Origin of the sequence: Microbacterium sp. H37-C3, from assembly GCF_027157935.1 — a bacterium.
Taxonomy (GTDB): Bacteria; Actinomycetota; Actinomycetes; order Actinomycetales; family Microbacteriaceae; genus Microbacterium; species Microbacterium plantarum.
This window is the reverse complement of sequence record NZ_JAPVLR010000003.1, coordinates 84,078-108,179: the sequence shown is the minus strand read 5'-3', so window position 1 is coordinate 108,179 and position 24,102 is coordinate 84,078. Positions and strand designations below refer to the sequence as shown.

The 24,102-nt window shown below is 68.5% G+C and carries 21 protein-coding genes; 10 read left to right on the top strand and 11 right to left on the bottom strand.

Annotation, left to right across the window (positions count from 1 at the left end; all coding sequences use genetic code 11):
- Window positions 1–65: 65 nt before the first annotated feature.
- The 4 genes from O1W71_RS09575 (at window position 66) to O1W71_RS09560 (ending at window position 4,200) form a co-directional block, all read left to right on the top strand.
- Complete coding sequence (locus tag O1W71_RS09575; protein ID WP_269267637.1) at window positions 66–656, top strand: TetR/AcrR family transcriptional regulator; 591 nt, start codon at window positions 66–68, stop codon at window positions 654–656.
- 108 nt (window positions 657–764) lie between these two features.
- Window positions 765–1,664 (top strand): SDR family oxidoreductase, encoded by a 900-nt coding sequence (locus tag O1W71_RS09570; protein WP_269267636.1) that lies wholly within the window; start codon window positions 765–767, stop codon window positions 1,662–1,664.
- Window positions 1,661–2,656 (top strand): gluconate 2-dehydrogenase subunit 3 family protein, encoded by a 996-nt coding sequence (locus O1W71_RS09565; RefSeq protein WP_269267635.1) that lies wholly within the window; start codon window positions 1,661–1,663, stop codon window positions 2,654–2,656. The genes O1W71_RS09570 and O1W71_RS09565 overlap by 4 nt, the downstream gene beginning before the upstream one ends.
- On the top strand, window positions 2,653–4,200 hold the full coding sequence (locus O1W71_RS09560; protein ID WP_269267634.1) for a GMC family oxidoreductase: 1,548 nt from the start codon (window positions 2,653–2,655) through the stop codon (window positions 4,198–4,200). Before O1W71_RS09565 ends, O1W71_RS09560 begins: the two co-directional genes overlap by 4 nt.
- 68 nt (window positions 4,201–4,268) lie before the next feature.
- On the opposite strand, the gene O1W71_RS09555 is transcribed toward O1W71_RS09560, so the two are convergent.
- The 3 genes from O1W71_RS09555 to O1W71_RS09545 are packed head-to-tail and all read right to left on the bottom strand — an operon-like array spanning window position 4,269 to window position 7,427.
- Window positions 4,269–5,786 carry a tripartite tricarboxylate transporter permease gene (locus O1W71_RS09555; protein WP_269267633.1) on the bottom strand — a complete coding sequence of 506 codons (1,518 nt, stop codon included), beginning with the start codon at window positions 5,784–5,786 and terminating at the stop codon, window positions 4,269–4,271.
- Window position 5,787: 1 nt separating this feature from the next.
- Entirely contained in the window at window positions 5,788–6,408 is a 621-nt protein-coding gene (locus tag O1W71_RS09550; protein ID WP_269267632.1) for a tripartite tricarboxylate transporter TctB family protein, read from the bottom strand.
- Window positions 6,405–7,427: a tripartite tricarboxylate transporter substrate binding protein gene (locus O1W71_RS09545; RefSeq protein ID WP_269267631.1), complete on the bottom strand. Its 1,023-nt coding sequence runs from the start codon at window positions 7,425–7,427 to the stop codon at window positions 6,405–6,407. The genes O1W71_RS09550 and O1W71_RS09545 overlap by 4 nt, the downstream gene beginning before the upstream one ends.
- A gap of 151 nt (window positions 7,428–7,578) precedes the next feature.
- On the opposite strand from O1W71_RS09545, the gene O1W71_RS09540 reads away from it, so the two are divergent.
- From O1W71_RS09540 to O1W71_RS09530, 3 genes are read left to right on the top strand one after another with little or no spacing between them, the layout of a single operon-like run.
- Window positions 7,579–8,859 carry a sensor histidine kinase gene (locus O1W71_RS09540; RefSeq protein WP_269267630.1) on the top strand — a complete coding sequence of 427 codons (1,281 nt, stop codon included), beginning with the start codon at window positions 7,579–7,581 and terminating at the stop codon, window positions 8,857–8,859.
- A complete protein-coding gene (locus O1W71_RS09535) occupies window positions 8,856–9,614 on the top strand; it encodes a response regulator (protein ID WP_112617160.1) in 759 nt (252 codons plus the stop codon). Before O1W71_RS09540 ends, O1W71_RS09535 begins: the two co-directional genes overlap by 4 nt.
- Before the next feature lie 60 nt (window positions 9,615–9,674).
- Window positions 9,675–10,529, top strand: a complete 855-nt coding sequence (locus O1W71_RS09530) for a PhzF family phenazine biosynthesis protein (RefSeq protein ID WP_269267629.1) — start codon at window positions 9,675–9,677, stop codon at window positions 10,527–10,529.
- A gap of 22 nt (window positions 10,530–10,551) precedes the next feature.
- On the opposite strand, the gene O1W71_RS09525 is transcribed toward O1W71_RS09530, so the two are convergent.
- Together O1W71_RS09525 and O1W71_RS09520 are read right to left on the bottom strand one after the other, a co-directional pair.
- The gene (locus O1W71_RS09525; protein ID WP_269267628.1) at window positions 10,552–10,830 is read right to left on the bottom strand and encodes a PLDc N-terminal domain-containing protein; all 279 of its coding nucleotides are present in this window, start codon (window positions 10,828–10,830) and stop codon (window positions 10,552–10,554) included.
- 76 nt (window positions 10,831–10,906) lie between these two features.
- A complete protein-coding gene (locus tag O1W71_RS09520; protein ID WP_269267627.1) occupies window positions 10,907–11,944 on the bottom strand; it encodes a YdcF family protein in 1,038 nt (345 codons plus the stop codon).
- Window positions 11,945–12,102: 158 nt separating this feature from the next.
- Between O1W71_RS09520 and O1W71_RS09515 the strand changes: the two genes are divergently transcribed.
- Window positions 12,103–12,345, top strand: a complete 243-nt coding sequence (locus O1W71_RS09515; protein WP_269267626.1) for a hypothetical protein — start codon at window positions 12,103–12,105, stop codon at window positions 12,343–12,345.
- Between the two features lie 39 nt (window positions 12,346–12,384).
- Here the strand turns inward: O1W71_RS09515 and O1W71_RS09510 are convergent, their stop codons facing one another.
- From O1W71_RS09510 to O1W71_RS09500, 3 genes are all read right to left on the bottom strand, one after another.
- Complete coding sequence (locus O1W71_RS09510; protein ID WP_269267625.1) at window positions 12,385–12,621, bottom strand: hypothetical protein; 237 nt, start codon at window positions 12,619–12,621, stop codon at window positions 12,385–12,387.
- Between the two features lie 79 nt (window positions 12,622–12,700).
- Complete coding sequence (locus O1W71_RS09505) at window positions 12,701–13,042, bottom strand: histone-like nucleoid-structuring protein Lsr2 (RefSeq protein ID WP_269267624.1); 342 nt, start codon at window positions 13,040–13,042, stop codon at window positions 12,701–12,703.
- A gap of 77 nt (window positions 13,043–13,119) precedes the next feature.
- Window positions 13,120–14,775 carry a catalase gene (locus O1W71_RS09500; protein WP_269267623.1) on the bottom strand — a complete coding sequence of 552 codons (1,656 nt, stop codon included), beginning with the start codon at window positions 14,773–14,775 and terminating at the stop codon, window positions 13,120–13,122.
- 445 nt (window positions 14,776–15,220) lie between these two features.
- Between O1W71_RS09500 and O1W71_RS09495 the strand changes: the two genes are divergently transcribed.
- Window positions 15,221–16,525, top strand: coding sequence for an ABC transporter substrate-binding protein (locus O1W71_RS09495; protein ID WP_269267622.1), 1,305 nt, complete (start codon window positions 15,221–15,223; stop codon window positions 16,523–16,525).
- Between the two features lie 138 nt (window positions 16,526–16,663).
- Window positions 16,664–20,977, top strand: coding sequence for a galactose-binding domain-containing protein (locus tag O1W71_RS09490; RefSeq protein ID WP_269267621.1), 4,314 nt, complete (start codon window positions 16,664–16,666; stop codon window positions 20,975–20,977).
- A gap of 145 nt (window positions 20,978–21,122) precedes the next feature.
- Here O1W71_RS09490 and O1W71_RS09485 read toward each other — a convergent pair whose 3' ends face one another.
- Genes O1W71_RS09485 through O1W71_RS09475 form a run of 3 tightly spaced genes read right to left on the bottom strand, consistent with a single transcriptional unit; the run spans window position 21,123 to window position 24,096 of the window.
- Complete coding sequence (locus tag O1W71_RS09485) at window positions 21,123–22,211, bottom strand: glycoside hydrolase family 130 protein (RefSeq protein WP_269267620.1); 1,089 nt, start codon at window positions 22,209–22,211, stop codon at window positions 21,123–21,125.
- A 32-nt stretch (window positions 22,212–22,243) separates the two neighbouring features.
- Window positions 22,244–23,137 (bottom strand): carbohydrate ABC transporter permease, encoded by an 894-nt coding sequence (locus O1W71_RS09480; RefSeq protein WP_442924154.1) that lies wholly within the window; start codon window positions 23,135–23,137, stop codon window positions 22,244–22,246.
- Window positions 23,137–24,096 carry a carbohydrate ABC transporter permease gene (locus tag O1W71_RS09475; RefSeq protein WP_112617149.1) on the bottom strand — a complete coding sequence of 320 codons (960 nt, stop codon included), beginning with the start codon at window positions 24,094–24,096 and terminating at the stop codon, window positions 23,137–23,139. Before O1W71_RS09475 ends, O1W71_RS09480 begins: the two co-directional genes overlap by 1 nt.
- Window positions 24,097–24,102 lie beyond the last annotated feature (6 nt).

Here is a 24,102-nt window from a genome sequence, read left to right as displayed (position 1 = left end):
CATTTTTTGTATCGCTTGGTTCAATATATACTGAACTGACCGATACACAAAAGGGGGCGCGGCGCATGGGCCGAACGCAAAGTTACGACCGCGACGACGTCGTCCGCGCGGCGCGGGGCGTCTTCTGGGAGCAGGGCTACGAGGGGGCGCCGTTACCCGAGCTCGAGCGCGTCACCGGCCTGAATCGATCAAGCATCTACCATGCGTTCGGTTCGAAGCGCGGCCTCTTCGACGCCGCCGTCGAGAGCTACCTCGACGAGATCATCCGACCGAGGCTGTCGCCGCTGGTCGCCGACGAGGTCGCCCCGGGTGCCCTGGAGGAGTACCTTCACGGCCTGCGCGCCGCCCTCCGGCAGCCGAGCTCGCTGCCGGCATCGAGCGGATGTCTGCTCGTGAACACGGCGGCGGCTCCCATCGGGCGCGACGAGGCCGTGGCGCACGTGGTCGCCGGGTACCGCGCTGAGCTCCGGGCAGCCTTCGGTCGCGGCGTGGCCGCGCGCCGCCCCGACCTCGACGTCGCTCAGGTCGCGACCATCGCGGACGCGTGCACGGGTTTGGTCGTATCGGCGTTCGCCCTCGCGCGCGTGGACGCCGCCGGTGCGGCGGACTCTGTGGGCACGGCCATCGCGCTCGTCACGGGGTCGCCGCAGCCTTGACCGCGTGCCGCGGATGCCGGATCGTCTGTCCGTGATCCGCTTTACGCCCCTCCCTTGACTTTTGGCAAGCGTTCGCGCCGAGATTCGGACGAGGCCTACCGTGAGCCCGTGGAGCACAGCGATCAGTACACCTTCGACAACCCGGTGGCCCGATACGACCGGGTCGAGCCGCCGGTTCAGCACCAGCCCGAGCCCGGCATCCAGGCTGACATGCATCCCGTCCCCGACCTCGGCGAGGAGACCTACCGCGGCTCCGGGCGCCTGTTCGGACGCAAGGCCCTCATCACCGGCGGTGACTCCGGTATCGGCGGCGCGACCGCGATCGCCTTCGCTCGCGAGGGCGCCGACGTCGTGATCGTGCACCTCCCGGCCGAGCAGCGCGACGCTGACCGCATCCTGGGCCTCATTGCGGACGCCGGCGTGCGCGGGCACGCGATCGCCGCCGACATCTCCAGCGCGGAGGCGTGCCGCTCCCTCGTCGCGGAGGCCGCCGACTTCCTCGGGGGTATCGACATCCTCGTCAACAACGCGGGCAAGCAGGTCGCCGTCGAGAAACTGGAAGACCTGTCGGACGAACAGTTCGCAGCCACCTTCCACACCAACGTGTTCGCCAACTTCTGGATCACGAAGGCCGCCCTGCCCCACCTTCCGGCGGGCGCCTCGATCATCAACACCGCCTCGCTGGAGGCGTACAAGCCGGCACCCGACCGGGTCGACTATGCCGCGACGAAGGCCGCGATCAACAATCTCTCGAAGGGGCTCGCACAGCAGCTCGCGCCCCGCGGCATCCGGGTCAACGTCGTCGCGCCCGGTCCGACCTGGTCGGCGCTGCAGGTGAGCGACGGCGTCTCGGACGACCAGATGCAGGCCTTCGACGACGAGAGCACCTACCAGCGCGCCGGCCAGCCCGCCGAAATCGCTCCCGCCTTCGTCTTCCTCGCCTCTGCCGAGTCGAGCTACGTCTCGGGCGAGACGCTGAATGTCAACGGGGGCATGGTCACCCCGTGAGCGCCCACCCATTCGCGGTCGTCTCGTTTCGGGGAGCCGTACCGCAGCTCGACGACGCGTCCGATGATTCCGCCGGCCCGTTCCGGCAGATCACGGTTGACCCGGCTCTCGGCGCCGATGCTCTGATCGAGGAGATCGCCCACGCCGAGATCACCACACCGTGGATCCTCGTGGCCGGCTACGACGATCACAGGCTCGCGGAAGATCTCGTCGAGCGGATCCTCGGCGGCGCGCTCGGCGTCTTCGGGCTTGCCGGGGTCGTGCTCGAGGGGACGGTGATCCCCGACGGCATCCGAGAGCATGAGGTGCCCGCGGCCGCGACGGAGGACGTGGCGGCGTCCGTCCGCGACCTCGCGGCGAACATCGCCGCGTGGGGCCCGCGCGTTCCCGAGCCGTGGGCGCAGGTCATCGCCTCGTCGCGGACGGATGTCGCCGTGCGCGCCACCCTCGCCCGCAGAGCGCTCGTCGACGATCCGGCCTACCGTCCGCGAGCGCTCACCCCCGAGCAGCTCGCCCTTCTGCGCGAAGTCGCGCGCCGCATCATCCCGCAGGGCGCCGGAGCGACGATCGATCTCGCTGCCCGCCTCGACCGCATGATCGAAGCGGGGGAGAGCGACGGCTGGCGTCCCACCGGCATGTCGACCGATGCCGAGGCATACCGGGCAGGACTCGATGCACTGGCCGCCATCTGGATGCGCGGACCTGCCGCCCAGGATGCCGTCATCCGTCAGGTGATCGAGGGCGAAGCCCCCTCCGGCACGGTCCTCACCCCCGATCAGCTGAGCCTGTGGTTCGAGGACGCCCGTAACGACCTCGCCCGCGTCTGGCTGTCGCACCCGGCGTCGCTCGCACGTGTCGGCTACACCGGCTTCGCGACCGGCGGAACCGGACCGGAGCCCGCCGGCTACCTCGTGTTGGCCGCGGGCGAGCGCGAGGAATGGGAACCCGAAGAGCTCGGACGCCTCGGCGCCGTGAAAGGACGCACCGCATGAACCTCTCCGGAATGCGCCGATACGACCTCGACGAGGTCGTGGATGTCGTCGTCGTCGGGACCGGAGCCGGCGGCGGGCCGTTGCTCAGCAGGCTCGCCGAGCGCGGACTGCGGGTCGTCGCGCTGGAGGCCGGACCGAACCTCGAGATGGACGAGTTCACCCCCGATGAGCGCGAGGCGACGCGCATCAACTGGATGTCCGACCGGTTCAGCGGCGGCGACACCCCCACAGCCTTCGGCCCGAACAACAGCGGCTGGGGCGTCGGCGGCGGGACGCTGCACTGGGGTGCGTTCACCCCGCGCCCGGACCGCCGCGACCTTTCGTTGCGCAGCGAGACGGGGCAGGGCCACGACTGGCCGGTCGACTACGACGAACTCATCCGGTACATCGTCGAGGTCGAGCGGGTCATCGGCGTCAGCGGTCCCACTCCCTACCCGTGGGATCCGCAGCGCGAATACCTCGACGGTCCGACCCGCCGTAACGCGCCGGCCGATCTCGTGCTGCAGGGCTGCGAGCGTCTGGGGATCACCGCGACGGACGCTCCGGCCGCCATCATCACCAGCGATCGCGACCAGCCGCACTACGGTCTGCGCAAAGCGAGCATCGACGTCGGCGGCATCCACCAGGGAGACCGATTCGGGTACAAGGCGACGACCGCGATCACGTACCTGCCGGTCGCGGTCGCGCACGGCGCGGAGATCCGTCCCGACTCGATGGTGCACCGCATCGAGCAGGATGCCGCCGGTCGGGTGACCGGTGTCGTCTACCTGCACGGGGGAGCCGAGTACCGGCAACGCTGCGCCGCCCTGGTTCTCGCAGGCGGGGGCATCGAGACGCCCCGGCTGCTGCTGAACACCGGGCTCGCGAACTCCAGTGGACAGGTGGGGCGGAACTTCCTCGCTCACGGCGCCGTGCAGGTGTGGGGCCGGTTCGACGAGAGCGTCCGGGGCTACCGGGGCTACCCGTCCGCAGCGATCACGGAGGACTTCGTGCGGCCCGAGGGCGTCGACTTCGCGGGCGGCTACCTCATTCAGAGCCTCGGAGTCATGCCGCTGACGTATGCGACATCGCTCGTGCGCGGCGGTTCGCTCTGGGGACAGGACCTCATGGACGCCCTCGACGCCTGGCAGTTCTCCGCGGGCATCGGGATCAACGGTGAGTGCCTCCCGTCCGACGACAACCGGCTGATCCTCTCGGAGGAGGCCGACGAATGGGGCATCCCGCGCGCCGAGATCAGCTTCTCGCCCGGGCCGAACGAGACGGCTATCGACGACCATGCCGTCGGGGTCATGACGCGCATCCTCGAAGCCGCGGGCGCACGTGAGACGCGCGTGCTCGCGCGCACAGCGCACACGATCGGCACGTGTCGCATGAGTGCCGACCCCGCAGAGGGCGTCGTCGATCCGGAGGGCCGGTCGCACGACATCCCGAACATGTGGATCTGCGACAACTCCACGTTCCCGAGCGCGTTGTCGGCGAATCCGGGACTGACGCAGATGGCGCTCTCGTTGCGCACGGCGGATCGACTCCTCGCCTCGGCCTGATCGGCGGAGAACGACGAAGGGCGGCCGCCGCGTGCTGCGGCATCCGCCCTTCGTCGTCCGTACCGGGTTCAGCTCTTCACGAGCTGCTTCTCGCGCTTGCGGGCGACGACGCGGCCCCGCACCGAGACGATCAGCACGAGCGCGAGGAGCGCGTAGAGCACGATCGTGATCGGGCTCTGGACGAGCACGGAGAAGTCGCCGTTGGAGCTCATCGCCGCGTCGCGCAGGCTCGTCTCGGCCAGCGGCCCCAGCACCATGCCGATGATCAGCGGCGCGAGCGGGAAGTCGAGCGCGCGCATGAGGAACCCGAGCAGTCCGATGCCCAGCAGCATGAGCAGGTCGAACGTCGAGCCCGAGGTCGCGTAGATGCCCAGGCCGCAGAACACCGTGATCCCCGCGTAGAGGTACGGGCGCGGGATCAGCAGCAGCTTCGCCCACAGCATCGCGAACGGGAGGTTCAGGATGAGCAGCACGATCATCGCGATGAAGAAGCTCGCCAGCAGCGACCAGACGAGGTCGGGCGCCCGGTCGAACAGTAGCGGGCCGGGCTGCAGGCCGTACTGGCGGAAGGCGGCCAGCATGATCGCGGCCGTCGCCGAGATCGGCAGCCCGAGCGCGAGCAGCGCACCCATCGCCATACCCGTCGTGGAGTTGCCGGCGGCTTCCGGAGCGGCGAGACCACGGATGGCGCCCTTGCCGAACTGCGGCTTCTTGCGCCGCGCGTCGAGTCGCTTCTCCAGGCCGTAGGCGAGGAAGGTTGGGATCTCCGAACCGCCGGCCGGCACGACGCCGAACGGCAGACCGATCGCGGTGCCGCGTGCCCAGGCGGGCGCGGCTTCCCTCAGCTCGCGACGCGAGAGCCACGGGCGCCCCGTCGGCTTGATGAGCGCCTTGTTCGAGGTATGCCGTTCGAGGCAGGCGACGTAGATGACCTCACCGAGGGCGAGGATCGCGACCGTCACCGTGACGAGGGAGATGCCGTCGAACAGGTTGGGGGAGTCCATCGTGAAGCGCGGAGCGCCCGAGACGCCGTCGATGCCGATGACGGCGATGCCGAGGCCGATGAACAGCGCGGTGAGGCCCTTGACGACGTTGTCGGTGACGACCGACGACGTCGCCGCGAATGCGAAGACCGCGAGCGCGAAGAACTCGGCGGGGCCGAACCTGCTCGAGAAGTCTGCGAGGGCCGGAGCGACGAAGACCACGACGATCGACGCCACGAAGCCGCCGATGAACGCGCCGATGGCTGCCGTCGCGAGTGCCTGGGCCGCGCGTCCGTTCAGGGCCATCTTGTGGCCCTCGAAGGTCGACGCGATCGCCGAGGCCTGGCCGGGGGTGTTCATGAGGATGCCCATGGTCGAGTCGCCGAACAGACCGCCGAAGTACACGCCCGCGAACATGATGAAGGCGGCCGTCGGGTCGAGCGAGAACGTGATCGGCAGCAGCAGGGCGACCGCCATCGAGGAGCCGAGTCCGGGGAGAACGCCGACTGCGGTGCCGAGCAGACACCCCACGAGCACCCAGAGCAGGTTGGCGGGGGTCAGTGCGCCGGCGAAGCCCTCGCCGAGAAGCTGAAGCACATCCATGTCAGAACCCTCCGAGGATGCCGGAGGGGAGCGGCATCCCGAGCACCATGTCGAAACCGATGTAGGCGATCGAGCTCACCGTGAGCCCGACGACGAGTCCGCCGAGATGCCTCGTCGAGCCGAAGGCGCGCGCGACGCACCAGAAGAGGAGACCTGCCGCGATGATCCAGCCCAGGATCTCGAGCAGGAAGGCGAAGCCGAGGAACGACAGGACGACCCACAGCAGCGAACGCACGTCCACCCGGACCGCTCGGGCGGGAGCGGCCCCGTCGGATTCGGCATCCGCTTCGTCGCCGCCGATGACGTCGGCGCTGACCGCTGCGATGTCGGGCTGTGCCGCGCTCGTCTCGCGCATCTCCTTCACCGCCGAGACGACGAGCGCCGCCGCGAAGATGTAGAGCCCCCCGGCGATGATCGCCGGGAAGAACTGGGGACCGGGGAACACGGCGTTCGCCGGCACCTTCATCGTGAAGATCCCCACCAGCAGATAGGTGGCGAACGCGGCGATGATCACCGGCATCGTCAGCCCCTTGAGCAGGGCGGCGATGCCGGGGCCCGAGACGAGCCTCAAGCGATCGCCGACGACGGCCGAGGTCGCGGTCGGGTTCGGGGGGAACGTCATAGTCCCATCTCCTCGTACAGGTTCGTGATGCGCTCTTCCTCGTCGTCGAGGAAGGCGGTCAGCTCGTCTCCGGTGATGATCCGCTCGGTCCAGCGGTAGCGCTCGATCGCGTCCTGCCACTCCGGGGTGGCGACAGAGTCGAGCACGAGCTCGGTCAGAGCGGTCACGTCGGCCTCATCGAGCCCCGAGGGCGCCGCGAGCATGCGCCAGTTCGACAGCGAGATGTCGTAGCCCTGCTCAGCGGCGGTGGGGATGTCGATGCCGTCGATCGGTTCCTTCGCGACGAGCGCGAGCGCCCGCAGCCGGCCCGCCTCGATCTGATCGATGTTGTCGGGGTAGCCGCCGGCGGCCGCTTTCGCGGTGCCGTTGAGGAGCGCCTGGATGGCCTCACCACCGCCGTCGGACGAGATGTAGGTCGTGTCGACGGGGTCGATGCCCGCGGCGAGGGCCAGGTCGGTGACCACGAGCTGATCGAACGATCCGCCGCCCGTCCACGGAATCGACTTCGGGTTCTCGCGCCAGGCGTTCACGAGGTCGTCGAGAGTCTCGTACGGCGAGTCGGCCGGCACGACGATGACGTCGTACTCCTCGACGACGACCGCGAGCGGAGTCACGTCGCTGAGCTTGGCGGCTGAGTCGAACTGGATCGTCGCCGCGAGCAGTCCGGTGCCGCCGACGAGCATGTTGCCCGGTTGACCGTCGAGCACCGAGACGTTGCCGAGCGCGATCGTCCCGCCCGCGCCCGGCATGTTCACCACCTGCACGTTGTTGACGAGGCCGTTGGCCTTCTGCGCCTGCTGCAGCTCGCGGGCCACGCCGTCCCAGCCGCCGCCGGCGGCCGCGGGGGCGATGATCGTCATCGAGGCGTTGATCTCCTGGCCGGTGGCGGCCGAGGTGACCGAGCCGACCGCAGCGGTCGCGATGGCCGCCGCCGCGACGACGCCCCCGATGATGCGGGCCGCGAGCGTGCGGCCACGGTGCGCCGGGCGCGCGCCGGCGTCTGTCGCGCTATGCGTCATGATCACTCCATTCGCGCGGACATCGTCGTCTCCGCGAGATCGAATTAGGATGGCACTTCGCTGAGCCGCCCCCGAGCGTGGCGGGATTTGTTCTCATAGATGCGCACGGGCACGGCCCGACAGCGTCCGATCGCACGAGGAAGTGGACAGGATGCCGTTCACGGTGAGAGCGTCTGCCGCGCGCCTCGTGCTGCTCGTGCTCCCGTCGGTGGTGACCCTCGCGGCGTTGTCGGCCACGGTGGCCATCGCTCTCGCGGCGCAGGAACGGACGATCCGGGAGGCGACGACCGAACGCGTGCTCGAGGTGGCCTCGAGCCTCGCCGACCTTCCGGAGGTGCGCGAGGCCGTGACCGGGGCCACGGGAGCCGGGTCGTCGACCGACCTGGCGGATGCGGCCGACCTGGCCGATGCGACCGCGGTCCTGCAGCCGATCGCGGAGCTCGTCGGCGAGGCCGCGGGTGTCTATTACGTCGTCATCACCGACGACGAGGGTGTCCGGATCACCCACCCCCTCGCGTCCGAGCGCGGCGTGCAGGTCGAGACCGCCAACGCCTCCGTGCTCGCGGGCGAGACGTTCGTCGGCACGGAGGTCGGCGCCTCGGGGCCGTCGCTGCGTGCGAAGGTCCCGGTGCGCGGTTCGGACGGAACACCCATCGGGATGGTGGCTGTGGGTGTGCTCGAGTCGCAGATCGCCGGCGAGCTCGACGAGGCCGTCGGCGCCCTGCTGCCCTGGGCGCTCGGTGCGCTCGTCGTCGCGACGCTCGCGAGCTCGATCCTGACCGCCGCGGTCGAGCGCCGGTTCCGCCGGCTGGATGTCATCGCCGCGGAGCACGCGCAGATGCGGCGGACGGCGACGGCTCTCCGCGAGCAGTCGCATGAGTTCAGCACACGGCTGCACGTCATCCACGGCCTCCTGTCGCGCGGCGACACCGACGAGGCTCGTGGATACATCGAAGACATCGCGAGCGTGCGCCGCCCCCTCGGCGCCGGCGACGACGGGGCCCGCGACGACCAGCCCGTGCTCGCCGCGATGATCCCGACCGTGCGTGCCGAGCTGCACGAGATCGGGGCTCGGGTGCGCTTCGACCTCGACATCGATGACGACATCGACGAGGGGGTCGTGTCGGTGGTGTCGAACCTGTGCCGCAACGCGGCGGAGGCGGGCGCGGCGAATGTGATCTGCGAGCTGGGCCGCCGGGGGTCCCGCATCGTGGGCTCGGTCGACGACGACGGCCCGGGTGTCGAGCCGCGCGTCGCCCGCCGCATCTTCGCGCCCGGTTACTCCTCGAAGACCGACACGACGGGCCTCGGTCGAGGGTTAGGACTGGATGTCGTACGCCGAATCGTCACGGCCCGATCGGGCTCGGTCGAGGTCGGGAGATCGGCGCTCGGGGGAGCGCGATTCGCCTTCGAGCTGGAGGCTGCGCGATGACCGGACCGATCCGGGTCCTCGTCGTCGATGACGACCGCGGTGCGCGCGCCCTCCACGCGGGATTCGTCTCCGACACCCCCGGCTTCGTCGTCGTCGCCACCGCGGGTACCGGCGAGGCGGCTCTCGAGCACAGCCGGTCCGGGGTCGACCTGATCCTGCTCGATATGCGGCTGCCCGGCATCAGCGGCATCGAGGTGCTCCATCGGCTGCGCACGCTCGGCGACGACGGACCCGACGTGCTGGTCATCAGCTCGTCGCAGGATCAGACCACCGTGCGTCAGGCCCTCGCGGCGCGGGTCGTCGGCTACCTCGTGAAGCCCTTCACGCAGGCCGCGCTGAGCGAGCGACTCGAACGCTATGCCGCCGACCGCGAGCGGATCGTCAGCGGCGACCGTGACGCGCTTCTGGCTCAGGGCGAGATCGACCGGCTGCTGTCGACCGGCACCATCCGAACCGCGCCGGTCGCGGCATCCGGATCGCACCGGGGGGAGGGACGGATGACGGGCGGTGGTGACCACGCCGGCCTGCCGAAGGGCCTCGCTGCGCCGACGCTCGCGCAGGTCGTCGCCGCCCTCGACCCGGTCGTCGCGCTCACGGGAGCCGAGGTGGCCGCGGCCTGCGGCATCTCTCGCGCTACCGCGAACCGCTACCTGACGCACCTGGTCGACACCGGCGTCATCCATCTCTCGCATCGCTACGGCAAACGCGGCCGTCCGCAGGTGCTGTACCGGCTCGCCCCGTCGCCCGAGCGCTGAGCGTCGCCGCGTCGTCGGCGGCTTCGGCGTGCCACCGACGCGCGGGCGTAGCCTGAACGGATGAGTACGCCCGAGGTCTTGCGATACACCGCGTTCAGCACGCGACCCGAGGGCGGAAACCCCGCCGGCGTGGTCCTGGATGCCGGCGCTCTCGACCTCAGCGCCATGCAGCGTATCGCTGCCGATGTCGACTACGCCGAGACGGCCTTCGTCACCGGCACGACCGCCGACGGTGCACGCTCGGTCCGCTACTTCTCGCCCATCGCCGAGGTTCCGTTCTGCGGCCATGCGACGGTGGCCACGGCGGTCGCGCTCGCCGAGCGAGGTCAGGTCGCCGCAGACGGCGCGGTTCGCTTCGATACCCCCGTCGGCGTCGTGTCGATCGCGGTCTCGCGCGACGACGACGGCATCCGCGCGTCCTTCACCAGCATCGAGCCATCGGTCCGCGACCTCGACGACGCCGATCTCGAGGCGATTCTCGGTCTGCTCGGCCTCACGCGGGCCGACCTCGACCCCGAGCTGCCGCCGCGGCTCGCGAACACGGGCAACACGCATCCGGTCATCGTGCTGGCAGAGCAGAAGACCTTCGACGACTTCTCGTTCGACCCCGACGCGGTTCGTGCGCTGCTCGACGACCGAGGGTGGCCCGCCACCATCACCGTTGCGTTCCGCGCGGCATCCGATCGTTTCCAAGCGCGCAACCTCTTCCCCGTCGGTCGGATCACGGAGGACCCGGCGACGGGGTCGGCTGCGGCGTCGTTCGGGGCCTACCTGCGCTCGCTCGGCGCCGTCGACGCCCCCGCGGTCATCGTCATCGAGCAGGGCGCCCATGTCGGCCGGCCGGGGGAGCTGACCGTCGACATCCCCGCCGAGGGAGGCATCACCGTCTCGGGGCACGCCGTCGCGATCGTCTGACGACGTGGCGGGGCGCTTCCGGTCACACGCGGTCGGTGCGGATGCGAGCCTTGCGGCCACCGAGCCACCAGACGAGCGGGCCGGCGATCGGGAAGACGAAGATCCCGATGATCCACAGCAGCTTGCCGCCGCCGGTGTAGCGCGGCGAAGCGAGGATCGAGATCAGGCTCGAGATGAACAGGATCGCCGCAAGGGCAGCGATCACGGCGAGCACCACGACGACGGATGTGGCCACCCCCGGCATCCACTCGCGCGGCAGCCACTCGTCTGAGATGACGAGGAATCGTGCGGTTTCGATCATGCTTCCAGCCTCGCCCGAGGCAGGGCTCGTGTCGTGAGCCTGTCGATGGATCTCGCCTACCCCCGCGGGATGACGTTCAATCCGCGAACAGAGTGATCAGCGACATCGCAACGAACGCGATGAGCGGCAACATCAGGACGCCGAGCGCGACGGCGTTGAGCACGAGGTGGTCGCGCAGCAGGGCGAGGTACTCGCGCAGCAACGCGCTCGGCCGATAGTAGCGGGCGGTGCGCGCGCCGATCGCGTGGCCCGGCATGCCGAGGGTGCGCAGCAGCGTCGCGGCGCGGAACGCGTGATAGTCGCTCGTCACGGCGAGCACCGGGCCGGTGATGCCGCGTTCTGCGAGGATCGCGCGGGTCAGTGTGAGGTTCTCCTCGGTGGTGCGAGATGCACTTTCGACGAGCAGCCGATTCGCGGGGGCGCCGAGCTCTGCGGCGTACTCCGCCATCGCCGCCGCCTCGCTTCGCGGTTCGTCTGCGCCCTGGCCGCCCGAGACGACGAGCATCGCGCCGGGGGAGCGCTGCAGGGTCTCGACCCCGAGCGCCACGCGTTGGGCGAGTAGCGGCGGCACGCTCCCGTCTCGGCGCAGACCCGACCCGAGGGTGACGATCGCTGCCGGCGCGGGCGCGCGTCGCGCGAGGCGCGCGTACACCGCCGACCAGCAGAGGTAGGCGACGAACCCCATGCCGACGTAGCCGATCGGAGCGGCGAGCAGCAGAAGGATGACGGCGAGCTCGAACCATCCCGCTGTGACGGCGACGATGCCGAGCGCGAGGATGGCCAAGACGCCGACTCCGGCCAGGAGCGAGAGGCGGTTCGCCAGCGACCGTCCTTCGCGCTGGATCATCACCACGCCGTTGGCGAGCAGCGCGACGCCGAGTCCCACCGCTGCGAGCAGGGGGATGCTGAAGATCAGCACGAGCGAGACGACGCTGTTCCCGGGAACGGTCAGTGTCGCCAGGACGAGGCCCACGCCGAGGATGAAAACTGCCACCTCGGCCACGAGCGCACTCGCCGCGAGCGTCAGCAGGACGCCCGGCAGCAGTCGTCGTGGATCGCGGGCGGCGAGGAGGATGCCGAGCGCGGCAAAGAGCAGTGTGAAGAAGCCGGGCACGACCTCAGCTTAGAGATGGCGGCTAAGCGGAGTTCTGCGCCGTTCTCAGGCGGAAGCAAGGAATCTGTCGAGCACAGGGATCCGGTCGGCGCTCAGCCTTTAGACGGCACGCTAGGGGAGGGGTCAGACGGGGCCTGATCGACTGTTAGGTTCGCTGGGTGCACAGTCTGTTCGAGCGAATCGGAGCCGCTTCGGCCGCGACCCCATTCGGGGTTATCGTCATGCAGGCGGTCGTCTGGGTCGGGATGTCGGCCATCTGGATTCCCTGGGCGCTCAACGGCGGCGACGTCATCCGCATCGTGCTCGCCGTCATCTCGCCATTGCTCGCGCTCTACTGGGTGGTGGCGCTGGTTTTCGGCATCCGCCGGCGGCGGGGTTCACGGGCGTCCCGCGACGACTGATCGTACTCGGGGTTTCATGCGGCGCCGTGACCCGCGTGATCAAGCGCCGGCATCGGCATCATCCGACTGATCGCGGCGGCGCGCGTCGGCCGCGACGCCCAGCACGATTCCGATGGAAAGGCCGATTGCGCCGCCGAGCGCGATGTTGTCGAACGCGAGCATGCCGATGGCGCTGCCGAGCGGAAGGCCGAGCGCGATCCCGATCGCGACCCCGTTCGCACCGCCGCTCTTGCTCGCGCTATCGCTATCGCTATCGCCGGATGGCGGCTCGGTCATGGGATGCTCCGTCCATCGAGGAGAACGAGAAATGGCTCAGGCCTGGAGGTGCCTGAGCCATTTCTGCGATGGGATGCGGTCAGTTGGCCGCTCGGTAAGCCTCGATGATGGATGCCGGAACTCGGCCGCGCTCGTTGACGGTGTGACCGTTCGAACGCGCCCATTCACGGACGGCCGTCAGGTCGAGGTCGCTCTTGTTCGCGCGCGAGGAGCGCGAACGCGAAGGCGTGTTCGCGCGGATCGAACGAGCGACGTCCACGAACGGTGCCAGCGCCTTGTAGAACTTCTCGGCGTTGTCGTCCGAGAGGTCGATCTCGTAAGCGCGTCCCTCGATCGAGAAGGTGATCTGCTTTCCTTCGCCGCTCTCGAGAACGGTTCCGTCGAGATCGTCGATGAGCTGGGTGATTTGTTTGCGGGCCATGGCTGACATATTAACGGTTTGACGGCGTTCTGCATCACCACGTGACCGCAGTATTTCGTGTCGTGGCTATCTGATGCTCAGGCCACCTGTGCGCGCGCATTGGGAACGCAATGAGTCATCTGAAGACCCGCCACGTCGCGAGGTCCGTTGTGCCCGAGATTGCGCAGTCGCTCGAGCTCGGCCTCGCTGAGCGTTTGCGACTGCAGAGGCGGCAGGTCCTTGATTTCTTCCAGCGTGATTCCCAAGCCCTCGCCGACGCGACGGCCGAGGTCGTCCTCCACCATGTAGAAGTGCCAGAGCATCCGCTCTTGGACGGGGCGAGCGGCCTGTCCGATCGGGTCGACGAAGTTCGCCACGAGGTCATCGCGCTCCCAGTCCTCCATCAGCAGGTACCGATGTCCGGCCTGCGTGTAGTCGTTCGTCCGGGGGATCCGCTTGCGCGTCAGCCGCCCCACGATCTCCGGCCCCTGCTCGTCGTGGGTCGGGTACTGGGCTTCGCGGAGCCCGCCGGTGATGGACGGCTCGTAGTTGACGTGGGGATTCTCACCGCCGTTGTCGACGTGGTACGCCATCTGTCCATCGCGGAGGTTCGTCGCGACCGAGGCGTTCTTCGGGGAATTGACCGGCAGCTGCAGGTAATTCGGACCGACGCGGTAGCGCTGAGTGTCGGAGTACGAGAACGTGCGCCCTACCAGCATCTTGTCGTCGGAGAAGTCGAGGCCGTCGACGAGGACGCCGGTGCCGAACGAGATCTGCTCGTTCTCGGCGAAGAAGTTCGACACGTTCCGATTGAGCACCATCTTGCCGACGACACGCGGCGGGAACTCGTTCTCGGGCCACACCTTCGTGTCGTCGAGCGGGTCGAAATCGAGCTCGGGGTGGTCGTGGTCGTCCATCATCTGCACCTGGAGTTCCCATTCGGGATACTCGCCGCGCTCGATCGCCTCGTACATATCGCGGGATGCGTGACCGAGATCACCGGCTTGCACGGCGGCGGCATCCGCTTCGGTCATCGAGCTGACGCCGACCGAGGGGATCCAGTGGTACTTGACCAGCTTCGTCTCGCCGTGCTCATTGACCCATTTGTAGGTGTTCACCCCGAAACCCTGCTGGGTGCGATAGTTCGCCGGGATGCCGCGGGGGCTGAAGAGGTTGACGAGCATGTGCATCGACTCGGGCGTCTGCGACATGAAGTCGAAGATGCGCGCCGGCTCCTGCCGGAAAGTGACCGGGTCGGGCTTGAGCGAGTGGATGACGTCGGGGAACTTGATCGCGTCACGGATGAAGAAGACACCGAGGTTATTGCCGACGAGATCCCAATTGCCGTCTTCGGTGTAGAACTTCACGGCGAAGCCGCGCGGGTCGCGCGCCGCCTCCGACGAATCGCGTCCGCCGATGACGGTCGAGAACCGGACGGCGAGGTCGGTGCGCTTGCCCGGCTCCTGGAAGAGCTTCGCGCGCGTGAACTGCGAGATGGGCTCGTCGCCCCACATCCCGGTCGCCTCGAAGTAGCCGAAAGCGACGAAGCCGCGCGCGTGCACGACCCGCTCGGGGATGCGCTCGCGGTCGAAGTGGCTGATCTTCTCGAGGAAGTGGTAGTTCTCGAGCGTCGCGGGCCCGCGAGCTCCGACCGTCCGCTGATTCTGGTTGTCGTAGACGGGGTGTCCCTGTCGCGTGGTCAGCTCGGGGCGCTCGTCGCCCTCAGCCGGGCCCTGGTTCGATACATCGGTCATCGCGTCCTCCGTATGGTTCGCATCGTCGTGGGGATGCGGCCGACGCTACGGGGGAGGGGATGCGGTCGGAAGGGGGTTGCGGGGTGCTCCGATCGTCGAGTCGCCACGTATGGCGGATCCTGGGCTCCAGGCATGCGCAGATCCTGGCGAATCGACCGGGGGGATCCTGTGCTGCGGGTGCGCCGGCGTGGTCGGGATGGACCGTTTTAGTTGCCGGGCGAGAGGCTGTATTGCGCCTTGACATGTCTCCGACCAAACCGGTTTACTAGAACTGCAGCATCCACCGTCACGACGAACGCGGCCCGCACGCGTGAATCGTGGCAGGACGCGACTTCGAACTCGTTCCGGCGTGCCGAAGTCGTCGCCGATGACCGCATCGGGAGCCGCATCACAGTGAAGTTCCGTCGCTGACGCGGGCAGCGCCATACGAAGGAGTTAGCGCGCAATGAAGCGTTCCGTTGTCGCGGCCGCCGCACTCGTCGCCGTCGCCCTGCCGCTCACCGCCTGTGCAGGTGGTGGAACCGGTCCCGGCTCAGGCTCTGAGCTGACCGAAGGCCCGATCAAGATCTGGTACTCGACCAACGAGCAGGAGATCGCGTGGGCTGAGGCCGTCGTCGACGCGTGGAACGCCGAGAATCCCGACGCGCAGGTGACCGCCGAGGCCATCCCCTCGGGCAAGTCTTCCGAAGACGCGATCGCGGCCGCCATCACCGCGGGCAACACGCCGTGCCTCGTCTACAACACGGCGCCTGCTGCGGTACCCGCGTTCCAGAAGCAGGGCGGTCTGGTCAATATCTCGAAGACGTTCGACGACGGTGAGTCATTCATCACCGAGCGTTCAGGCGATGCCGCAGACGGATTCCGTTCGCCCGACGGTGACCTGTACCAGGTGCCCTGGAAAGCGAATCCGTTCATGCTCTACTACAACAAGACGGCCTTCGCCCAGGCCGGATTGGATGCCGAGAACCCGAGCCTGTCGACGTATGACGACGTGCTGGCCGCCGCGGCGGCGATCAAGACCGCGGGTTCGGCGGACTTCGCGCTGTACCCGCCGGCATCCGGTGACTACACGAACGCCCTGTTCGACTTCTACCCCTTCTTCCTGGCCAACTCGGGCGGTGAGCAGCTCGTGGCTGACGGAGCCGCAACGTTCACGAGCCCGGAGGGACTCGAGACGCTCGAGTTCTGGAAGACGCTCTATGCCGAGGGCTACGCGTCGGCCGAGGCCTACTCCGGCGACGCCTGGGCTGGCCCGTTCGCCGACGGGGTCGCGGCGATGGGTATCGCGGGGCCCTGGGGTGCCGCGCAGTTCGAGGGCAAGGTCGAGTTCGGAGTGGTGCCGCTTCCCACGGCCGACGGCATTCCGCTCGAGGAGACGTACACGTTCGGCGACTCGAAGAACGTGGGCATCTACTCCTCGTGCGAGAACAAGCAGACCGCGTGGGACTTCACCCAGTTCTCGATGAACGCAGACAACGACCTGGCGCTGCTCGAGACGACGGGGCAGTTCCCGATCCGCACCGACCTGACCGAGGTCGCCGCCGACTATCTCGCCGGTGACCGGCTGCTCGCCACCTTCGCCGAAGAGGTGCCGCTGACGGTCGACGTGCCCAACATCGCGAACGCGTCGGAGATCTGGCAGACCTTCCGCGATGCCTGGGGCGCAGCGGTGCAGACCGGTAGCGCCGATCTCGACGAGACCATGCAGAGCGCAGCCGACACGATCGACCAGCTCGCCTCGCAGGGCTGATTCCCGGGCCGGGCGGAGGGTGTCCTCCGCCCGGCCTTTCCCTTCCGTCGACGGTGTTCATGCCGTCCTGCATCATCCCCATCTCCGCAGTGCTGCGTACCGACGCTCCACTGCGCCCGTCAGGCCGAAGGAGCCGTCTTGAGATCCCTTACCGCGCTCGCCGCGACCATCACCGCCCTGGTGCTCGGCGCCGGCGCCCTCATCGCTCCGCCGGCGGCTGCTGCCACCCTCGACGACGACGTCGACACGATCGTCAGCCGCCTGCAGGACTACTACCTGGGGCAGGGCGATGACATCATCATCGCCAACGGCATCTTCCTCGCGCGCGCGTCGGAGGCCCAGGAGTACGCCGCCTCGCAGAACGAGGACGGCTCGTGGGAGGACGTGAACTACGCCGACCGCACGAGTTCTGCGAACGGCTCGACGTGGTCCGCCTACATCGCCCTGTACCGCATGCTCGCGATGGCCCAGGCCTACCGGTCGCCCGACGCCCCCGGGTTCGAGGACCCTGAACTGATAGCAGCTCTCGATCGCGCCCTCGTGCACTGGGATCGGGTCGACCCCGGCAACCAGAACTGGTGGGAGACCGAGATCGGCGAGTCGATGGTGATGGGCCGCATAGCAGTCTTCGTGGGTGATGAGCTGTCGGGCGAGGCGTTCGACGCGGCGCAGGAGCACAACACCGGCAAGCTCGACCCCGTCGGCGCGAACGGTGCGTGGCGCACGACCAACTACCTCTTCGAGGCGGTGTCGACCCGCAACTTCGAGGACATCACCGCCGGTTTCGCCACGATGGTCGAGACGGTCGAAGTCGACGAGTCCGGTGACGTCAACGAAGCGGTGCAGCCCGATGCGAGCTTCTGGGCCCACGAGGCCCAGCTGTACAGCGAGGGCTACGGCATGGCCCTCTTCACCAACGTCGCGATCTGGGCGGATGCTGCACGCGGGACGAGCCTCGGCTTCACCCGGGAGCAGCTCGACACGATCGCGTTCTACATCATCAACGGCACTCGATGGATGATCCGCGGCGAGGTCGGGATGCTGTATCTCGGCTACCGTCCGCCCAAGACGGTCGACGGCGTCACCGGCTACGCCGCCGAGTTCCTCGAGCCGCTCGATCAGATGGTGCGCACCGACGCCCTGTACGCCACCGCGTACCGCGATCTCGCGGCCAATATCCGCGGGCAGGCGGTCGGGAACGGAGTAACCGGAAACAAGTACTTCTGGCGCTCGGAGTTCTCCTCGCAGCTGCGCGATGACTACGGCATCTTCACCCGCCTGAACTCCAGCCGCACCGTCGGAGCCGAGTACCGGTCGACGTTCCGTCCCGCAGTCGGTAACGAGGTGTACTGGAACTCCGCCGGCGCAACCGCGATCCAGGTGACCGGTCATGAGTACCTCGAGCTCGGGCCCGCCTTCGACTGGTTCCATTACCCGGGAGTGACCGCGCCCTACGTCAAGGAACAGACGCGCGGCACGAACGGGCGCGTCGGCAACGGCGGCAGCTTCACCGGCGGTGTCTCCGACGGCACGTACGGTGCGAGCGTGTACACGCTCGACCGTTCGTCGTCGAAGGCGAGCAAGAGCTACTACTACTTCGACGACGAGATGGTTGCCCTGGGCACCGGCATCCGGTCGACGTCGGACGGCGCCGTGCACACGGTCGTGAACCAGGCGTCCGCGAAGTCGAACGCCTCGGTGGGCGGCGAGACGATCGAGGCCGGCACGTCGGACCAGCCGCTCGACGGCGCCCGCTGGGCCTACAACGACCAGGTCGGCTACGTCGTGCCGGACGACGGCTCGCTGCGTGTCTCGCGCCAGCTGCAGAGCGGCAGCTGGGTGGAGGAAGACGTCGTCGAGCGAGACGCATTCACGCTCTACTTCGATCACGGCGTGCGGCCGACGGATGCGAGCTACGAGTACACGGTCCTGCCGGCGGCCGGCCCCGGCGAGGTCGCCGCGTATGCCGCCGCCCCGGCAGTCGAGACGCTGCGCAATGACGCGTCGGTGCAGGCGGTGCGCCACGCAGGGCTCGAGCGCACGATGGCCACGTTCTACGAAGCCGGTGACCTCGATCTCGGCGACGGACGCGTGCTGCGCGTCGACCAGCCGGCCATCGTCATCCTCGACGAGTCGGGCGACTCTCCGGTCGTCAGCCTCGCCAACCCTGACAAGCCGGCGCTTCTGGTGCGGGTGGACCTCATCGGCGCAGAGACGAGCCAGCGCGGCACGTTTGCGCTCGGTTCGGGCGCCTATCTGGGGCAGACGGTGACCGCGCCGCTGACCGATTCCGAGGGCGGCGCTGCGTCGCCATTCACCGCCAGCAGCACGGCGGCCGGGTCCGACGCCGCGTTCGCGGGCGACGGCGACGCCGGCACCGCGTGGCGATCGAGCGAGGCCGGTGTGCAGTGGCTCACCGCCGATGTCGGCGTCGGGTCATTCGTCACAGGGGTCACGATCGAGTGGGAGGATGCCGCGGCCGAGCGCTACCTGCTGCAGACATCTCTCGACGGCCGCACCTGGGTCGATCAGCGGGTCGTGCAGGACGGCGACGGTGGTACAGATGCGGTCGATTTCGCGCCGCAGGCGGCCACCTACGTGCGCCTGCTGATGCTCGAAAGCGTCGGCGACGGGTCGTACGGCGTCGCAGAGTTCGAGGTCAGCTCGACGCGCAACATCGCCCTCGGCCGGTCGGCGACCGCGTCGGGAGGCAGCGCGATCGGGAGCATCACCGACGGCAACATGGCCACCCGGTGGAGCTCGAACCTGTCGGACACCGCATGGACGCAGGTCGACCTGGGGTCGGTGCAGCCGATCGGAGCGGTGCGGCTCTGGTGGGAGGCGTCGTACGCGACCCGCTACCGCATCCAGGTCTCCGATGACGCCGCGCTGTGGCGTGATGTCTACACCACCCCGGAATCCGGCAGCGACGGGGGCGTCGACGTGCTCGCGATCGACGCAGACGCCCGGTACGTCCGGATGCAGGCGTCGGCGCGCAGTGCCTCGCAATACGGCGTTTCGCTGTGGGAGTTCGAGGTGTTCCCCGATGACCTCATCGTCTCGGCGAACGCAGCGCCCGCAGGCCGCGAGAATCTCGCCCTCGGCAAGGACACAACAGCCGACTCGCAGTTCAGCGATGCGCTCGCCGCTCAGTACGCCACCGACGGCAATACGACGACGCGGTGGGCGTCGCTGCGACAGAACGCGCCGTATACGACTCCGCGCTGGCTGCAGGTCGACCTGGGCGCTGAGCGCACGGTCAACCAGGCGGTCATCACGTGGGAGGCGGCGACGTCGAACGACTACCGTGTGCAGGGGTCGATCGACGGCACGACGTGGAGCGAGCTCGCGCGGGTGCGGAAGACATCGACCGAGCTGCGCAATGTCGTCGATTTCGTCGACACCGAAGTGCGCTACGTGCGTGTCGAGGGGCTGCCCGTCACTCGTTACGGCATGTCGATCTTCGAGCTCGAGCTGTACGGCGGGTACAACTTCGCGTCGCTGACCGAGTCGGTGACCGCCGAAGCGGACAGCACCGCGGTGGTCGCGGCATCCATCACCCCGCTCGACGGCGATGACACGTTCTCGGCGTACCCGCTCGACGCTGCGGTCGCGACAGTCGACGGTGACGCCCGCGTGGCAGCCGACGGTCGGATCGAGTTCGACCTGACAACGGGCCGGTCGGGGTCGACGTCGGTGCTGCTGCTGCACGCCAACGGCGACGAGCCGGTGTGGTCGAGCGTAAGCATCGCCATCTCGACCGCGGAGTTGCAGAGGCTGGTCGAGCAGGCGAACGCACTCGACAGCACGCGGTACACCGCCGAAAGCTGGCAACCGCTGCTTCCGGCCCTCGAGGCCGCGAAGGAGCTGCTTCGGGCGCCCGCGGGCGTCTCGCAGGAGACGGCGGATGCTCGAGCCGCGGCGCTCCGCGCGGCGATCGATGGGCTCCTCGTCGATGAAGCACCCGCGACGCCGACGCTGTCGGTGTCGGGCGAGGTGCGGGCCGGATCGCCGATCAGCGTCGTCGGCACCGGGTTCGAAAGCGGCGCCGAGTACGTGGTGCAGTTGCGTTCGACGCCTGTCGACCTGGGCGCAGTCATCGCGGATGCCGAAGGGGCGTTCGAGCTGAGGGCGACGGTGCCTGCCGATGTCGCACCGGGGGAGCACACGCTCGTCGCGATGCAGGGCGAGACGGATGTCGCGTCGCTGGTGGTCACGGTCGCCGCTGCGCCCTCGGATGACGGCACGGGCGGTGGCTCGGACGGCGGCGCAGGCGGCGGTTCGGGTGGCGACCCCGCCGGCCCTCCGTCCGCCGGGGACCCCGACCGCGACGGTGAGCTGTCGGCTACGGGCGGGCAGATCGCGGGCGTCATGTGGGCGATCGGCATCGCCGGGGCGCTGCTGGTAGCGGGAGCCGCCGCGGTGCGCGGCGCTCGTCGAAACCGCGCCTGAAACCGGAGCGACAGTGCGGCCGGAGCCCTGCGGGGTACCGGCCGCACTCGTCTGTCCGACCCGCGAGTGCCGGAGTGCACACACGACGGAACCCCCTCCCGGTGGAAGGGGGTTCCGTTGTGCGCGGCTCGGTTCGCGGTGCGGATCAGTCGGTCGTGCGCCGCAGCTCTGCGACGCCGATCGACGAGTCGGCCATGCCGTAGAACACGAAGTCGCGCCCGCCGATGGTCTCGATGGCCGTCGGGAAGACGACGTTGCCGAGCGTGCCCGACACCTCTTCTGCGACCTCGGGCGCGAGCAGCGGCTCGGACGAGCGCGCGATGATCCGGCGTGGGTCCGCCGCGTCGAGGATGATGGCGCCCGCGGCGTACTTCGAGCCATGTGCGAGCTCGAACCCCTTCGGCTGCGCGCCCGAGACGCCGTGGTGCAGCAGCAGCCAGCCTTCGGGAACGCGGAGCGGGGAGGGGCCGGCGCCGATCTTGGCGCTCTCGTACCAGGCCTCCGGCGCGACGATCATCTCGGACTTCTCGATGTGGGTGAGCGTCGACAGGTCGCGTGTCGCAGCCTCGAGGTCGATGTAGCCGATCCAGATCGAGGGGCGGTCGTCGTCGATCCCCGCCGGAGGGCGCGCCCCCTCGCCGTCGCGCAACCAATCGAGGTCCCACATGGGGCGGTGCAGCACCGCGAGGCTCGGGCGACCATCGGGGCCCGGAACGGCGTCCGGGAAGAACACGATGTCTTTATTGGGAAACAGGTTCAGGTCTGAGTCGAGTTCGGGCTGGTACGCGAACCGCACGGGCCCGAGTCGACGCCACGTGACGGTGTCGGTCGACACGGCCATGGCCGACTTCGGACCGAGTGGGCCATAGGCGACGTAGGTCATCACGTGCAGACCGAGGGGCTCCACGAAGGTAATGCGCGGGTCTTCGACGCCGGCGTTGCTCGCGCCGTACTCCCATCCCTCGTCGGGCGCGAGCACGACGCCGAGACGCTCGACCGCGACCGGCTGGCCGTCGTCGACGACGACGCGTGCGCGTGCGATGCGAGACACGTTGCCCTCGGCGACGATGCGTGGGTAGAGGTACAGCTCTCCATCGGGGCCCCAGGCGGTGCCGGGGTTGAGCACGCCTTCGACTTCGAAAGGATCGTTCGCGTCGGAGGTCATGATCGTGCCGATCCGGCGCAGCGCGTACGGCACGTCGGTCATCGAGCCCACGGGGGAATGAGTGGTCATCGTGTGTCTTTCATTCGGAGGGACGGGCTGCGTCAGCCCTTGACGGCGGACCCGAGGTTCGCTGAGGTGAAATGGCGCTGGAAGAGCAGGAACAGCACGACGACCGGCACGGCCAGTACGCAGGCTCCGGCGAGTACGGCACCCATCGGGTTGGCGAGGAAGGTGCCGTTGGACTGCGAGAAGTTGGCCAGGCTCACGGCGAGGGTCTGCAGGTCGGCGTTCTTGGTGACTAGGAAAGGCCAGAGGAACTCGTTCCACGGCCCGATGAAGGTCACGAGCATGGCGGTCAGTACTGCGGGGCGCACGAGGGGCACCGCGATCGACCGCAGGATGCGCATCTCGCTCGCCCCATCGATGCGAGCGGCGTCGAAGATCTCTTTCGGGATCTGCAGGAAGTACTGGCGGAAGATCAGAACCGCGACCGAGTTGATTGCAAACGGCAAGATCATGCCGATGTAGTTGTCGGCGAGGTTGAAGTAGCGCACGACCATGACGTAGAGGGGGATCATCAGCAGCTGGAAGGGGATCGCCTGTACCAGCAGCACGAGGGCGAACACGAGGCCCTGACCGCGGAACTGGAGGATCGACAGCGCGTAGCCGACGAGCAGGCCGAACACGAGCGTGCAGCCGACGACACCGGCCGTCATGATCAGCGAGTTGCCGAGCGAGCGCAGCAGATTGATCGACTCGTTGACCTCGGTGAAGTTGTCGAGCGTCAGGTTGCCCGGAAGTGGGAGGAGGCCGAACAGGCTGGTGTCGCGTTCGCGCTGCAGCGCCCCGATGACCATGTAGTAGAAGGGCACGAGCGCGGCGAGGGCGCCGACGCCGAGCGCGCCGAAGCGGAGCGCGGCGAGGATACGCGACCCGCCGGGCCTACGGGCGCGTGTTGTACGTGCGTCGACGGGGAGGGGGGTTTCGGTGGTCATCAGTTCTTCCTCTCCGTCAGGCGGCGCGACACGAGCGATACGAGCATCACGGCCACGACGAGGATCATGCCGATCGCGGCGGCGATGTCGGGCTGCCCCTGCTGGATCCCCTTCTGGTACATGAGCAGAGCCGGTGTCAGCGAGGCGCCGTTCGGCCCACCGCCGGTGAGCAGATATGGCTCGGTGAAGATCTGGCCGGTCGTGATGATGGACAGCAGAATGACCAGTGACGTCACCGGAGCCACTCCCGGCAGGGTGACCGAGCGGAAGCGCTGCCAGCGCCCGGCACCATCGAGCTGCGCGGCCTCGTACTGCTCTTCGGGCACGTTCTGCAGTGCGGCCAGATAGAGCAGGATGTAGAAGCCGAGGTTCTTCCACGTCACGTACACCGCGATCAGCGGCATGATGATCGTCGGATTCGCGAGCCACGTCGGGTCGGGGGAGAGGCTACCGAGCAGCGCGTTCACGACGCCGTTGCCGTTGAACAAGAAGATCCACACCGCGATCGTCGCGACCGACGCGGTGACGTAGGGGATGTAGTAGGCGACGCGGAAGAAGCCCTTCCAGTGCACGACGGCGTTGAGTCCGCTCGAGAGCAGCAGGCCGAGCACGACCGTCAGCGGCACGTTGATGACGAGGAAGATCAGCAGGTTCAGGAACGCCTGCCGCACCTGGCTGTCGGCGAGCACCGTGGCGAAGTTGTCGAATCCGACGAACGGATGCGGTACCGCGACGCCGGGGGCGGTGAAGAAGAACTCGTGGAACGACATCCAGATGCCGAAGCAGAACGGCACGAGGAAGACGACGACGACGAAGGCGACATAGGGGCTGCTCAAGAGCAGGCCGATCGGATTCTCGCCCAGCCAGCGATGCACTCGTCGCTTTCGTCGCGGTGTTGCGGTCGTCTGGGGCGAGACGACGCCGGTCGGATCGGAGACCCTGTCTGCTACGCGCGTCATCGCGGC

What these genes read in the sequence shown, in the direction of transcription:
- O1W71_RS09575 (WP_269267637.1), top strand. Translation starts at nt 66, where the DNA reads ATGGGCCGAACGCAAAGTTACGACCGCGACGACGTCGTCCGCGCGGCG.
- O1W71_RS09560 (WP_269267634.1), top strand. Translation starts at nt 2,653, where the DNA reads ATGAACCTCTCCGGAATGCGCCGATACGACCTCGACGAGGTCGTGGAT.
- O1W71_RS09555 (WP_269267633.1), bottom strand. Translation starts at nt 5,786, where the DNA reads ATGGATGTGCTTCAGCTTCTCGGCGAGGGCTTCGCCGGCGCACTGACC.
- O1W71_RS09550 (WP_269267632.1), bottom strand. Translation starts at nt 6,408, where the DNA reads ATGACGTTCCCCCCGAACCCGACCGCGACCTCGGCCGTCGTCGGCGAT.
- O1W71_RS09545 (WP_269267631.1), bottom strand. Translation starts at nt 7,427, where the DNA reads ATGACGCATAGCGCGACAGACGCCGGCGCGCGCCCGGCGCACCGTGGC.
- O1W71_RS09540 (WP_269267630.1), top strand. Translation starts at nt 7,579, where the DNA reads ATGCCGTTCACGGTGAGAGCGTCTGCCGCGCGCCTCGTGCTGCTCGTG.
- O1W71_RS09535 (WP_112617160.1), top strand. Translation starts at nt 8,856, where the DNA reads ATGACCGGACCGATCCGGGTCCTCGTCGTCGATGACGACCGCGGTGCG.
- O1W71_RS09530 (WP_269267629.1), top strand. Translation starts at nt 9,675, where the DNA reads ATGAGTACGCCCGAGGTCTTGCGATACACCGCGTTCAGCACGCGACCC.
- O1W71_RS09525 (WP_269267628.1), bottom strand. Translation starts at nt 10,830, where the DNA reads ATGATCGAAACCGCACGATTCCTCGTCATCTCAGACGAGTGGCTGCCG.
- O1W71_RS09510 (WP_269267625.1), bottom strand. Translation starts at nt 12,621, where the DNA reads ATGACCGAGCCGCCATCCGGCGATAGCGATAGCGATAGCGCGAGCAAG.
- O1W71_RS09505 (WP_269267624.1), bottom strand. Translation starts at nt 13,042, where the DNA reads ATGGCCCGCAAACAAATCACCCAGCTCATCGACGATCTCGACGGAACC.
- O1W71_RS09500 (WP_269267623.1), bottom strand. Translation starts at nt 14,775, where the DNA reads ATGACCGATGTATCGAACCAGGGCCCGGCTGAGGGCGACGAGCGCCCC.
- O1W71_RS09495 (WP_269267622.1), top strand. Translation starts at nt 15,221, where the DNA reads ATGAAGCGTTCCGTTGTCGCGGCCGCCGCACTCGTCGCCGTCGCCCTG.
- O1W71_RS09485 (WP_269267620.1), bottom strand. Translation starts at nt 22,211, where the DNA reads ATGACCACTCATTCCCCCGTGGGCTCGATGACCGACGTGCCGTACGCG.
- O1W71_RS09480 (WP_442924154.1), bottom strand. Translation starts at nt 23,137, where the DNA reads ATGACCACCGAAACCCCCCTCCCCGTCGACGCACGTACAACACGCGCC.
- O1W71_RS09475 (WP_112617149.1), bottom strand. Translation starts at nt 24,096, where the DNA reads ATGACGCGCGTAGCAGACAGGGTCTCCGATCCGACCGGCGTCGTCTCG.